This is a genomic window from Edaphovirga cremea (assembly GCF_003332275.1).
Taxonomy (GTDB): Bacteria; Pseudomonadota; Gammaproteobacteria; order Enterobacterales; family Enterobacteriaceae; genus Edaphovirga; species Edaphovirga cremea.
In genome coordinates, this window is record NZ_QOVA01000002.1 from 273,440 (window position 1) to 286,726 (window position 13,287).

8 protein-coding genes and 1 pseudogene are annotated in these 13,287 nt (G+C 49.0%); 3 read left to right on the forward strand and 6 right to left on the reverse strand.

Features of this window, described 5'->3' with window-relative positions:
• Nucleotides 1-22 precede the first annotated feature (22 nt).
• From DRI82_RS04200 to DRI82_RS24675, 5 genes and pseudogenes are all read right to left on the reverse strand, one after another.
• Nucleotides 23-817, reverse strand: coding sequence for a BRO-N domain-containing protein (locus DRI82_RS04200; RefSeq protein WP_245956770.1), 795 nt, complete (start codon nt 815-817; stop codon nt 23-25).
• Nucleotides 818-1,286: 469 nt separating this feature from the next.
• Nucleotides 1,287-3,749 carry a hypothetical protein gene (locus DRI82_RS04205; RefSeq protein ID WP_157968008.1) on the reverse strand — a complete coding sequence of 821 codons (2,463 nt, stop codon included), beginning with the start codon at nt 3,747-3,749 and terminating at the stop codon, nt 1,287-1,289.
• A gap of 362 nt (nt 3,750-4,111) precedes the next feature.
• Nucleotides 4,112-5,530 carry a UvrD-helicase domain-containing protein gene (locus DRI82_RS04210; RefSeq protein WP_114192240.1) on the reverse strand — a complete coding sequence of 473 codons (1,419 nt, stop codon included), beginning with the start codon at nt 5,528-5,530 and terminating at the stop codon, nt 4,112-4,114.
• Nucleotides 5,520-6,260 (reverse strand): TOPRIM nucleotidyl transferase/hydrolase domain-containing protein, encoded by a 741-nt coding sequence (locus DRI82_RS24670; RefSeq protein ID WP_425452621.1) that lies wholly within the window; start codon nt 6,258-6,260, stop codon nt 5,520-5,522. The genes DRI82_RS04210 and DRI82_RS24670 overlap by 11 nt, the downstream gene beginning before the upstream one ends.
• A gap of 39 nt (nt 6,261-6,299) precedes the next feature.
• A pseudogene (locus tag DRI82_RS24675) lies at nt 6,300-7,178 on the reverse strand (ATP-dependent nuclease); the annotation flags it as partial.
• 479 nt (nt 7,179-7,657) lie between these two features.
• Here DRI82_RS24675 and DRI82_RS04220 point away from each other — a divergent pair.
• On the forward strand, nt 7,658-10,411 hold the full coding sequence (locus DRI82_RS04220) for a TrlF family AAA-like ATPase (protein ID WP_114192241.1): 2,754 nt from the start codon (nt 7,658-7,660) through the stop codon (nt 10,409-10,411).
• A 349-nt stretch (nt 10,412-10,760) separates the two neighbouring features.
• On the forward strand, nt 10,761-11,999 hold the full coding sequence (locus DRI82_RS04225; protein WP_114192242.1) for an IS110 family RNA-guided transposase: 1,239 nt from the start codon (nt 10,761-10,763) through the stop codon (nt 11,997-11,999).
• A 227-nt stretch (nt 12,000-12,226) separates the two neighbouring features.
• On the opposite strand, the gene DRI82_RS04230 is transcribed toward DRI82_RS04225, so the two are convergent.
• Nucleotides 12,227-12,568 carry a DHCW motif cupin fold protein gene (locus tag DRI82_RS04230; protein WP_114192243.1) on the reverse strand — a complete coding sequence of 114 codons (342 nt, stop codon included), beginning with the start codon at nt 12,566-12,568 and terminating at the stop codon, nt 12,227-12,229.
• 396 nt (nt 12,569-12,964) lie between these two features.
• Here DRI82_RS04230 and DRI82_RS04235 point away from each other — a divergent pair, with 396 nt between their 5' ends.
• Nucleotides 12,965-13,279, forward strand: a complete 315-nt coding sequence (locus DRI82_RS04235) for a DUF6678 family protein (RefSeq protein ID WP_114192244.1) — start codon at nt 12,965-12,967, stop codon at nt 13,277-13,279.
• Nucleotides 13,280-13,287: the final 8 nt, after the last annotated feature.

The following is a 13,287-nucleotide window of genomic DNA, read 5'->3' on the forward strand; positions in this document are numbered from 1 at the left end:
TACACAGAATTATGGGCAGGCTCTAATTTAGCGTTATTTTTCCACTTTCATTCATTATAGATATCGCTTCGTCAATAGTCTGTGTAGTAAAGAGTGTATTCTCTCTGCTATCTCTACGGATAACCTTTCTATTATTTCTAATAGAAATATTTTCGCACCAAGCCAATGTCTCGGTTACATGTTTTTCATCCATGAACATATCTAAAAAAGTAAGCCGACTATCAAGAGATTGCATATCTTCTGCTACAACGGATGTCCCGGATTCTAACAGGTTTAGGCGGTTTTCAACATCAGCAACTTTGCCTTTTACTTGCGATACATCTTCTACTAATTTCTCATGTTTGTGGATAGCATCAGCAAGTGCTCGTGAGTTCTGAGCAAGCATCTCTGCCATTTGAGCGAAAGTAGACCCTTTTGCTTCTGGCGGAGGTGGGTAGACTCCGTGTTTAGTCAACGATGGTATGACCTCGTGAAATAACCATTTTTGAAAGCGTTTACCAGCAGCGCTTCGGTCACTTGACATAACACGATATAATCCTGGCTGGGTAACAAAAATTTCTTTTTGCCCTTCAAACACACCATTCTCTGCATCAGTTGTAATATATTCATCAGAGTCAAGTGCCTGTAGTTGAGCTCTGATTATACCTGGCATCGATTTTACTGTGTAATCAGCGTTTATCTCTCTATTTTCTTTATTCAGAGTGACTAAAACGTCCCGCAGCGAGATATATAAGATCTCACCAAGCATCAACGTTCTTAAATCGCTTTCCCCAGTTTCACCTCGATAACAAATTTTGGTCAGATTACTATTCATCATTCCTCACACCGCAAATTATGGACGTATGCAGACTCAGTATACTTTATTGTTTTTAATATAAAAAGATCCAAAATCTTGAGTGAGGCAATAAGTGTTCCTTGTTGCTAGCTTCTCACGCAGAGAACGTTTTTTTACGTAAAAAGTGATTGATATGCCCTACAATCGCATAGATTACTCGGTCGTTAGTGGCATAGAAGATCTCCGGATTAACTACGCTTTGCTCACTGATAAAGAACATCTGAGCCTACTTTAGTCCTTTGTGTTCCATATCTTCTTACATGGTCATAAGTTACTTGAAGCTAAATAACTGCGCCTAATACCACTCCAGTTGTCGATTTCTGGGGATGCTTGTCCAGTGAACAGCAGTAGCTGGTGAAGCTGTATGGTGACTGACTCCCTTTACCAACAAAGAGAAAACCCAAGCGTAGCAAGGCCTGATGCAAGGTGTAGCACAATTAGGCGCAGCTATTTAGCTTTGACTTTGAAATACAGAAGTCAACTCAGAAATCTTTTGAGTAAATCCATCATCTCCTCTGTTCATTATCGTCCCCCACAATGCAAAGCTAACTGCTGATCGAGGGAGGTTCCAGGGACGGTCATAAGCTTTCGCAGGAAATTTTCCGCTACGCACTGAAGTCAGCCGATCACCGGTACGTTTGATTAACGCTACGGCTGCCTGCTGTGCTGATACTGGATACTTTTGCTTATAATCGCTTGCTGACATTGCGCCAAGATAGGCCAGATGGAATGTTTGAGCTACGGGAAGTTCATTCACTAACTCACGAGTCAAGTCAGCAACATCCTCTGTATTTCCTGGTTCAGGCCACCCACGCTCTTGTGCAAGATGGTTGAGATATTCTGCAACTTCACCACGCGCAATTTCAAAAGCTAACGGCTGAATGTCATTGCGCCAAGAAGCAGGGATATTTCCGTTAAGAGAGCGAAGATGTTCAACAAAAGAGGCGCACGCTTGAGACAAGAGCCATCTGACGCGACCAAATCGCCAAGACTCCAATCTTCCATCATTGATGACAAATGCATCAAGATTTGTCTCTGGATGCACAGCCACAAGGCCTGTTTTTAATAAATCGAATAAAACTCGTCTGTTACTAACAGCAGGAGCAAACGGCGTACTGTATTCATCTATCGGTGGCAATTCAACTGCTCCAGGCTCTGCATTCGCACATCGGAAAAGAGCTAATAGGGCTACAGCAGCACGAAGTGATACATCCGCAGGCTCAATAATTTTGTTCACAAGTGTTGGATAATCTTGCAACTCTTGAAGAATTATCCGCCTTTTAATGGCTTCTTTGTTCTCGCATCTTTGCTGGGCAAGACTCAGTTCATCCATCAGACGTTGCTTCTTATCAACATCAATACCATCGAAACTAGAAATATGTTGTTCTAGTTGCTTAAGCAAAGGGGAATCAGAATGACTTGTGCATAGCAAAAGTGTGTTGAAAATTGCTGAGTAATGAGTTGGATTGAGCGCAATAACCTTTTTATATGCGGAGATTGCTTCGGCTTTACGTTTTGTCCATTGTGATGCTAGCCCGAGATAAAACTGAACATTAGAACGTTCATCTCCATCTGAAATCCCTGCCATCAACTGATAGAGCTCATTGCTAATCCGAAATTTAGTGAGTACTTCCGCTAATTCTTCAACAAGATCGTAAGCCGTAGGGGGAGCTAATGCGTGTTGTTTCAATTGTTTTATAACACCACTTGCGAATTTACGGGCGTACTCAGCATCGTTTCCAACAGCTTCAAGGCTTAGCCAGCGATAAGGTAGGTCCTTCTTATTTTGGTGAGCAAACCATTCGGACATGAACCAGAACTTTCCAACTTTGGCCCAATTAGGGCGAGCAAGATGTGACTGGATAACCACATGCAGCGCGAGGAGCTGTCCTCCAAACTCCTCAGGGCAATCGGTAACATCGCCTAAGAGTTCAGCAAGATATAGCCAAAAGTCTTCGTTAAATTCAGGGGATTCAGTTTCCTCGTATTCTTCGTCAAGAAGAGCGGTCACAAACACTGCGCGAAAATAGCGCTGCGTTTGATGCTGTGTGGTGTAGATAAGAATATCTTTAAAATGTGCCAGGCTGTCATGTGACCAACAACTTTCGTAGGTGCCCCAGTCATCCCCTTTTACAGGATAAAGATCATTATCAAGTTCCGACACACTGATTGAGACCCCACTCTTTTGTGATCCTAGTGCACTCAGAAATTTATCTGCTATTTCAGCAACTTGATCTACCGATGTTGTGCAAGCTAGTGCCAGAGCCAAGCGACTTGCAGTTATGCGGTTACCCGTTGAGATTAATGTACTTCTTTCTAAGCGTTCTAAAGCTGATATGGGATCCGTATTTCCGGCTCTAATATCTATATCACAGCGAGCAAGTTCGATTTCCCAAAGCATCTCTTCAGAAGGCGAATTACATCGCCGCTCCCGTGTTTCAAGCTGCTCAAGGCAGTTTAGTGCTTCATCAAACTGTCCTATTTTAGTAGCAACGCCTGCCAATAACCAAATATACTGGGGGAGTGGTGCCGTATGTTCTTTGGCATGTAACAATATGTATTGGTTATCTATTGGTGCATGCGTACGTTGCATACTTTTAAGCACAGCCAACCGAAGTTGTTGGCAATTAGGATGAAGAGTAAGTAAATGTTCCAGCTCCTGAAGACGTTGATTTGGGTTGCAAAGATCATCAGGCCACATAAATTGAAACCGGGCAAAGACAGCAATTAAAGGTACCTGACTTCCTGCAACCACAGCCTGCAACCTAGGCCAAATCTCAACGAGATTATCTTTCTGATGCTCACAATCGCGATCTACGCTGATTAGCTTGCTTAATAAGCCGATCCCATCAGCATCGAGAGCTTTACCTAACGCCATGAGCCGCTTTTTAGCTTCATCTAAGCGATTAGTCATCCATTCGCAGTAGGCTATTTTGGCCGCGATCCTCGGGGCTACTGAATCAAGTTGTTGATAGCCCTGAAGAGCTTCAACATAGTGACGCTGACTTAGATGGAAATCGGCACTGCATTCTGGGGCTGCGTCAGGTTCCGATTGAATGCCTTCGAAAAGCAGAGCGGATAGCGAATAAGGTGATGCGAACTCCGTGTTATTAACCAAAGCAAGTTCTCCGGGCTATATATCATACCTGCTGCAGTTGGCTGCAACACATTGCTCAATAATAAACCACACTGGTTTTAACTCCAGAACTTTTAATCCTCTTTGGACCAAGTAGCCCATACTAGCCTCCTCTGGACAGGCACAGGGATTGGATTCGGTTAGCGAGCCATCAATATGGGAGTCAACGAGCAGACAACCAGCTTCTTCGAGCCACGCGTGAAAGCTACGTAGAGATGCCGGGCATCCATCTCTTCAGGGGCGGTTATGACGGCCACCTCCGCTTCCAGTCCCTTCAGCAACAGGGTGCTGCCAATCGCACGGCGCGCAAGGGGCCGGCTTTCGTGGCGGTTTCGTTCGCGCTCCCGCACCGTGGCATCGGCAAAACTGCAGTTGCCTCCTCCAGCCATTTGCATCGCGCGCAGACAGCAATACAAAACATCCGGACGATAGACCCGGGCATTGTTTTGCCTGGTCAACGCGCGTAGAGCCTCGGCGGCCAAGGGGAAGCTTGGGGCATTCGTGAAAGCGAGTAGTGCGGCTTCTGCCTCAGTAGCAGGATTGTGTGCAGTCCCCCGGCTTAAGCTCCCCAATCGGTGTTGCAATGCAGCTACACCGACCTGCGTCATCACCTCCGCGGCAAACTCCATCAGACGAGTCAGTGCGTCGGCAGCCTGCAGGTTAAATGTCGTTCCAAACAGCGTTAGGTCGGCAAGGTCGACGGGCTCTACCGCAGTCGCTCCCGGTGTCTGACTGGCCATTTGCCGGCGGCCACGAGGATTGCGACTGTCGCCAATCACCAGCACGTCTCCCTCCCGCGTAACAGCCTGTGTTAACGCAGCGATGAGCCGTTGCTTAATGGCAGTAGCCGGCTGCAACTCGACCCAGACGACTTCGGCCGGCGCCTGGCGCAAATCAATGCCACCTCCTGCCAGGAGTATTCGCCGACACTCCAGAAGCCACTGACCAAATTCGGGCTTGCCTGCGTTCGTCCAGCGCCAGGGCTGATTCAGCTCGCCGATAGCAGGAAAATGCGGAAGCACGTGGGTATTCCAGCCCACCAGTTGATTACCGCGAAAGCCGAAGATAGCCTGCATCGGGTCGCCAAGAACGCAGGTGGGAAGTACCACGGAAAGTGCTGTCACCAGATCGTGCTGCACTAGATTGCAGTCCTGATACTCATCGACAATCAGATGGGCATAACTTGCTGCGAGGACCTCATTGAGGTGTCCGCTTTGGAGTAAATGCCTGGCAGCCAGGCGTATTGCCGGGTAGTCGGCTCCGGGATTCCGGAGTAGGAGGACCGCAGCGGCAACAGTACTTCGCTGCGGAAACATCGCCACCAGCCGCATGGAAAAACCATCAATTGTGGCAATGTGGTAAGCCGAAGCGGGCACTCCGGCTTTTTGCATGCGCAGACGCAGTGTTGTGACACCAGCGTTGGTATGAGTGAGGATGAGTACCGGCGTTGTTCCGGTATGCTGGGTCAGCGTATCGGCGATAAGTTGCGTCTTGCCACACCCCGCTGGGGCCGTGATCGCGCCGCGGCGAAAAGCAAATAAATTGTACTCAGGCGGCATGGGCCCATCCGTAAAGCCGATCAATAAGTGCGTGAAACACAGCATCTGTGGCTGGCATGTGCGGACCCAGAATATCGCGGGCCACATCCTCATATTTGGTGACTGATTTAAACCAGCCGTTTCGGCGATTACGCGCGGCCATCCCCAGCAACTGCCGCGTTTCGATAGGATACGGCATGCCGATCAATTCTCGCTGTTGCCGGATGTGGGCGAGTGTCAGTTGACCGTTTGACTGTGCCTGAATATGCGCAGCCACTAGCTCTTCGTCCATAAGGTCGATGGCCCGCTGAAGTAAGGCATCAACGCCGGCATCCGGCAGGCTCAGAAACAGCTCGTCCTCCAGAGCACGTCCGTTTCGCCAGGTGATATACTCTCCACCTGCATCCACGTATGCCTGTACGGTCGCCGCGGTGGGCGGCTTATCCGCATCAACCATGACCAGCACCCGGTAGCCAAGCCGGCGCAATGCGAGCCCGCGAACAAAACACCGGTCCGGCTCTCCGCCGCCGACATTCACAAACGCAGTCCCTGCGGCCAGCATTGACTGTCCGTTTATGTTCGTCCAGAAATGGTCCAAGCCACGGATCAGGCCGACTTCACTGGCGCCTTCGCAGACAATGACGCTACGGGCGAGAAACGCTTCCGGATCAGCCCTGACGGTGCTTTGAATATCATCAGCGACACCTACCTGAAGAACCAGATGCGGAGCCCCCGGAGTCTTGCGTACCACGAAGAGCTGATTGCCGTTGAGCTCGCGGACAGCGACCGGGGAATGGGTGGTCAGAAAAACCTGAAGGGGTGAGGGATTTTCCTTCGCACCAAGAGAATTCAGCAGTCGGGTTAGGCGATGCCGCTCCAGGCCATACTCCACTTCGTCGACCAGAGCGACAGACGCATGCTGCGCTGCTGCACGTTGCATACCTGCGACCAGTAGACGGGATGAGCCTGTTCCCAGTGAGCGTAAGGGCACCCCTGTAGCATCGTGTAGCGCGATGGCACCGTCTCCGATGGATACTGCGTGCGCGTCCAGCAATACCTGGGTGCCGCCACCCACTGGCACGCCAAGTTCATTGGCTTTCTGGGTCACGATTTGCAGTGTTGCAGCCAGCTGAACACCAGCTTGACCTCCGAAACCGTTTCGGGCCTGGCGTGCCGCATTGGCCAGTTCGGCGCCCAGATCCGGACGCTCCTCAGTCAGCCGATTGAGTACCGAACCGCGTGTCCATGACAGGTTGGAACTAGCATAAGCCCCGAGCCGGGCAGGGGCTAACAGCAACCGATCCTTCCAGGCAATGTTGCGCTCCAGCCCTTGTGCCTGAGCGCGCTGTGATACCAGCGACCAGACAGGCTCCAGCTCGCTATCCACCATCAAACGTAAGCAAAGAACCGTTTCCGGACCCTGTTCAGGTTCTTCGGTGACCAACCCGTTTGCGCGGTTGAAGGCCTGTAAATAATTTCCGTACGAATCCAAGCGCATCAGGGCATCGGGCAATGAGCCAAGCGTCAGCGTGATGCTGATGGGCTGGGTGACATCCAGCCCATAAAAATCGGTATCGGCGAAACTGATATTGCGGCGGGCGCCAAGGCAAAGGTCAATCGCATCGAGAATCGTGGTCTTGCCGCTGTCTCCTGGGCCAATCAGGCAGTTGAGACCAGGTGAGGGTAGTCAGTTAAGTAAGCGTATTGTTCGGAAGTTCTGAATCTCAACTTTGCAAATTCTGACCACGGACCTGCTCCTTAATTATTATTTTCCTCACTTGCGGCATGATCGCAAAAGACAGCCACAAAAGGGATATAACGTACCGAAATATATTACCCCTTCAATTAGCAAGGATCACCTACCATACTGTTTTATCTGCGCGTTTCCTGATCTACACCGCAAACCGGTGACATATGCGGGAAGCACCACTGCTGTCAGTCTTTTGCTCGTTAAGTGTACCGATATTGTCCACAGTGCATTATTCGTTTCATGGCAACGTCCCCCTCGTTTAAGGATAGCGTTGTTTCGACCCGTTGAACTCACAGCGAATTGCGGACATTGGACTTTCCAACCTTACAAGGTAATCTAGTTTGCAAGGTTAGCGACCTTGCACAGTCGCACTAATAAAAAGAACAGGAACAGTACAAATGAACTGGATTGGTTCTCGGTGGTGGAAATTCGACTTCCACAATCACACTCCGACATCGGACGATTATGGGAAAGGCACTAACCAGGCCCAGTATAAGCAGATCACTCATAAGGATTGGCTGCTCAACTACATGCGACAAGGCATCGATTGCGTCGCTGTAACGGATCATAATTCAGGCGCCTGGATTGATCCACTCAAGCAGGCACTCCAGGAGCTGGCATCTGAAGGTCATGCGGATTATCGACCGCTCTACCTATTCCCAGGCGTTGAGCTTACCGTTCAGGGGAATATCCATATTCTGGCCATTTTCGGCCAAGACAAGACTACCTCTGATATCGACTCACTGCTCGGTGCGGTCAGGTATCGCGCCACCAAAGGAAAGAGCGACGGCTGTTCTGAATGCTCTGCAGTTGAGGTGATTGACGAAATTGCCAGGTCTGGTGGGCTTGCAATACCTGCTCATGTCGATCAGGCAAGCGAACTTTTTACGGTCTGTACCGGCAATACACTGGAGCAGGTGCTTGACAACAAATGTGTATTTGCCATGGAGGTAACGGACCTTGCTCAGGCAAAACCGCAGCTCTACATCGGCAAGAATTTGAATTGGGCTGAGGTTCTTGGAACCGATTCCCATCATCCGTCCGGTACCGGAGATCAACGCTACCCTGGTAGCCATTTCACCTGGGTAAAAATGTCGGAGCCATCCTATGACGGATTACGGCTGGCGCTCATTGATGGGGCTCTTTCACTGAAGCGGTCGGACAACTTCACTGGTGACCCCAATACCCATGGACAACTCGCCATCGAAAGTATCGTGGTTGACGATGCGAAGTACCTGGGTCGAGGGCAATCCTTATCCTGTCAATTTAACCCCTGGCTCAACACCATCATTGGTGGACGAGGCACTGGGAAATCGACTTCGTTGGAGTTCCTGCGGATTGCTCTCAAACGGAAGGGAGAAATCCCTAAGAGCCTTGAAAAGGAATTTACCAAATACAGTCAAACGTCGAAAGACCGCCAGGATGAAGGGCTGTTAAAAGATGCCACGAAAATTACCGTCGGTTTTCGAAAAGACGGTGGCCGTTTTCGAATCACCTGGTCTAACACCGACAACATATACGGCATAGAGGAAGAGACCGCTCCCGGAATCTGGAGCGCTTCCGAGGGAGACATAGCACAACGATTTCCTGTCAGGATTTACAGCCAGAAACAGATATTCGAACTGGCGAAGCATCCCCAGGCGCTCTTGCAGGTTGTCGATGATGCCCCGGCGGTCAATCATCGTGATTGGCAGCTTAAGTGGGAGGAATTGGTTTCCAAATATCTCTCGATTCGCGCCCAGAAGCGTGAAGTTCAGGCCGGACTTCAGGAGGAATCGGTAACCAAAGGTCAGCTTGAGGACGTCAAACGCAAGCTCGATGTTTTTGAAAAGGCGGGCCACGCGGATGTCCTTAAGGCTTACCAGCTCAGACAGAATCAGAGTAAGGCTATGGACTCCTGGGGAAAGACCTGGGAAGGTTCCGCCGAACAGGTCCGGGATATTTCAGGAAGCCTGTTGCCACCAGAATTGGATTTACAACATTTCGACGTTGGGAATGCGGATGACAAAGAACTCATCGATACCGCCGAGGGCATCCGTGCGACGTTTGAGAAGCTCCAGATAGAGATGAATTCAATCGCGCAGCGGATTGATGATGCGAAGAGCGCATGGAATCAAGCGCGGCCAGACCTGGGAATATCGAAAAAAATCACAACGGCGAACCAGGAATACACCGACCTCCTCGGTCAACTCAGCGCAGCAGATGCGGGCGATCCATCTGCATATGGTGTTCTGGTTAAGCAGCGGCAAGATTTCGAAGATAAGCTCAAGGAATTCAACAAAAAGAGAGAAACTCTTGCGCAGCATCAGAAGAGCGCGGAAGAGTACTTGGTCAAGCTCCATGAGCATCGGGCCATGATAACTAAGCTTCGCGAGGACTTTCTCAAGGAGACCCTCGTCGGCAATTCATATGTAAAGATCAATGTCATTCCGTTTGGAAACAAGCTCACGGTTGAGGAAGAATTCCGTAACCTGATCGGCCGCAGCAGTGGCGGCTTTGACCGCGACATTGGGGTAGTTGACGGGGATGAGGGCTTGCTGGCTAATTTAACGCAAGACCAATCCAGAACTATGGATGATAAAATTGAGACATTGAAATCATCGCTACTTGCAATCCATGCAAACGATACTACCGCGGTGGCTTCCTCCAAAGATCGACGCTTTGTATCCCACATTCAGGGGCTAACTCCGGAACAGATAGATCGAATTCAATGCTGGTTTCCAGGTGATTCTCTGGATATCAAATATAGCCTTAAGAACGGCGAGAGCTTCAAACCCGTAGAGCAAGGATCTCCGGGGCAAAAAACGGCTGCTCTCCTTGCATTTATCCTTTCATATGGCAATGAGCCTCTCGTACTTGATCAGCCTGAGGACGATCTTGACAACCACTTGATCTATGACCTGATCGTGACGCAATTGCGGGAGATCAAACAGAAACGGCAGGTTTTAGAGGTCACGCACAACGCCAACATCGTCGTGAATGGTGACGCGGAAAACGTCATTGCCCTTGATATTAGGTCTGGCCAAACCAGAATTGTGACGCAAGGGGGTCTTCAAGAGCCCTCCATACGCGATGAGATATGCCGAGTGATGGAGGGTGGTAGAGAGGCCTTTACCCAAAGATATAAACGAATCAATGCAGTAACCACATAAAAAGGCGCTGCACTCGGACGGCAATTCCGCTGCGCGCAATTGCCGTCGATGTTTGGTCGTTAACTTCAGCTCCTGGCAGGAAGCGGACCGTCTGAAGAGCCGTGAGGTCTGCTACGAGCGAGGTATAGTCATTCGCACCCTGAGAATTACACTTTAAAGTGATTCAGGGTATGCGCTTACTGGTTACGAATATTGAGCGAGAATCATGTGATGATCGCCGCTTTTCTTTCGAGCCAGTAGGTGCTCCACGTTCGCTAACGAATACTCAGGGCATGCAGATAAACTGCTGGCTATATTTCTTTCGAAGAACGTGGAACGCATACCAATCCCCGATAAAAAGGAGTTGGTGATGACTGTGACTAATCAATTTGCTGCGCACGTTGGTCTGGACTGGGCAGATAAAAAACACGATGTCTGTGTTCAGTTTAATAACGGTGAACGCGTATTCCATGTGATTGAACATACAGCAGAAGCGCTTGATGTCTGGCTTACTGAGTTACACCAGAAGGTAAAAGGCAGAATCGCCATTGCTCTCGAACTGAAGAAGGGCCCCGTGGTATATGCTCTTCAAAAATATCCCTTTATCACCGTTTTCCCCGTCCACGCTTTGTCCCTGGCTCGTTATCGGCAAGCCTTCTCGCCCAGCGGCGCTAAAGATGATCCGCAGGATGCCGAGCTGGCATTGGAGTTAATGCTGCGTTACCCCCAGAAGATAAAAGCTATTGAACCCGACAATGCGGATATTCGCTTACTTCAGCAACTGGTTGAGCAACGTCGTCAGTTGGTTGAAGATAAACGACGCTTTGTGAACCGGATAATCAACACGCTTAAACAATATTACCCTCAGCCACTGGAGTGGTTCTCACATCGGGGTAGCTTACTTTTGTGTGAACTGATTATAAGGTGGCCCAGTCTGCAACAACTGAAACGTGCCAGGCGCGAGACGGTCCGCAACTTTCTGAATGCCAAAGGTGGCCGCGCGATGGCCCTTACAGAGCAACGTGTGGTGAGTATTGATAACGCGATCCCATTGACTACAGACCCGAGTGTTATAGAGGCTAATGCTTTGATGGCAGCAGCATTGGCGACACAAATCAAAGTCGTGAGTGAAATCATCAAAACCTATGACGAACGAATCGAAACGCTGTTTGACACACTGCCAGATGCGGGGCTGTTGAAATCACTTCCGGGCATGGGGCCGTGTATGGGCCCATGGATGCTTGCTGCACTTGGTGATAACCGTGACCGATTTAACAGCGCTGAAGAAATTCAAAACTATGCAGGTATTGCACCGGTGACGGAAAGAAGTGGCCAGAAATCCTGGGTTCACTGGAGATGGCAGTGTGCCAAGTTCGTCAGGCAGACCTTTGTTGAATGGGCTGCCAAGACGGTTAACTCATCATACTGGGCCAGACTTTATTATCAGGGAATGCGAGAAAAAGGAAAATCTCACCAATCTGCAATCCGGGCTCTGGCATTCAAATGGATAAGGATCATTTACCGCTGCTGGAAGACCAGAACTCAGTACGACGAAGCAAAATATTTGCTGGCTCTCGAAGCTCGACACTCGCCCTTACTGAAGCCATAAAAAAGCTTGTCGAATGTCTCAGGGCGTGAAGCGGACATTCCAGAAATTACGGGTAGACTACACTCAAAGAAATAGTACTTGGTCCTATGAACCATACCGATGAACCATCCTCTTACGGACACATTTCTAACATAAAGTCAGGATTAAAAAATTCCCGGCAGTTCAATCTGCCCACAACGACTATCTAATGCAGCTCTGTGTCAGAAACGGGCAGAAGCAATCGCGAATTAGTCCACAATAAAGAGTTTTGCGCCTGTGGTAGTTCTGGACTGATGTGGCTCCGCGTTATCGCCAACCTGATAACTCATCCCCGCAGTTAAAATGAATTTACGCCCATCTTCGAGCATTGTTTCTAGTTCACCCTCCACGCAGAAAAGGATATGTCCTTTTTGGCACCAATGATCTGCAAGGTAGCCAGGGGTATATTCAACCATTCGCACACGGATTTGATTCGGCTTCTCACCAAAGAGTTGGGTGCGCCAGTAAGCTCTACCAGTTTCTCCTGGGTGCTCTATCCTTTCGACTTCACTCCAGTTGGTCGTGCCAAAAGCAAATACATCAATTTTCATTTTGTCGGCCCACTCATAAGTAAGATCCCTCACACTCAGATTAAAGTGCTTTAACGATACGGATAATATATTTATAAATCAATATCTTAATTTTAAAATGTAGTAATGAACTTGAAAGTAGCCTTTGGTATTCAACTATTCAAGGGCTTTGCAACAGTTAACATCAGCGATTACAGATACTGTCCTCTTCACGCCCTGAGACACTTGATAACTTCGGCTAACTCGGCGTCTTTTGGATCCTTTTACGGATACATTTCTAACATGAAGTCAGGATTAAAAAACTCCCGGCAGTTCAATCTGCCTACAACAACGATCTGAGGCTGCTATGTGCCAGGAGCGGACATTGCTGACATCACAATGTGTTAATCTTCCGGTAGCAGACGCTGGGATGTTCGAATGCTTTATAGCTGCATGAATAATACAAAATGGAATGAAATCCGCCTAGCAATGGTTGGCATGGAATCTCCTCCTTTATGGAAAATCACGTCTCTCAATGGCTATGAATCCGTAGTTGATGGCGAGTGGTTTTACCATTTTAGAGAGGGCGGCTATTTGGAAATCCAGTATCTTGATTTTTTGACTAATTCAGTTGAGCAGCATGCCACGGTTGGTACTATTCTTCGGGCTATTCATCTCCCTCGAATGGAGACTTCAACCAGTTATAGAATTTTGGGGTACGCAGATTCAGTCAGCAACGTGGATTATCTTTAGCTGGACAA

Coding starts and splice junctions, on each gene's coding strand:
- DRI82_RS04200 (WP_245956770.1), bottom strand. CDS start 817: ATGATGAATAGTAATCTGACCAAAATTTGTTATCGAGGTGAAACTGGG.
- DRI82_RS04210 (WP_114192240.1), bottom strand. CDS start 5,530: ATGCCGCCTGAGTACAATTTATTTGCTTTTCGCCGCGGCGCGATCACG.
- DRI82_RS04220 (WP_114192241.1), top strand. CDS start 7,658: ATGAACTGGATTGGTTCTCGGTGGTGGAAATTCGACTTCCACAATCAC.
- DRI82_RS04205 (WP_157968008.1), bottom strand. CDS start 3,749: ATGACTAATCGCTTAGATGAAGCTAAAAAGCGGCTCATGGCGTTAGGT.
- DRI82_RS04230 (WP_114192243.1), bottom strand. CDS start 12,568: ATGAAAATTGATGTATTTGCTTTTGGCACGACCAACTGGAGTGAAGTC.
- DRI82_RS04225 (WP_114192242.1), top strand. CDS start 10,761: ATGACTGTGACTAATCAATTTGCTGCGCACGTTGGTCTGGACTGGGCA.
- DRI82_RS04235 (WP_114192244.1), top strand. CDS start 12,965: ATGCTTTATAGCTGCATGAATAATACAAAATGGAATGAAATCCGCCTA.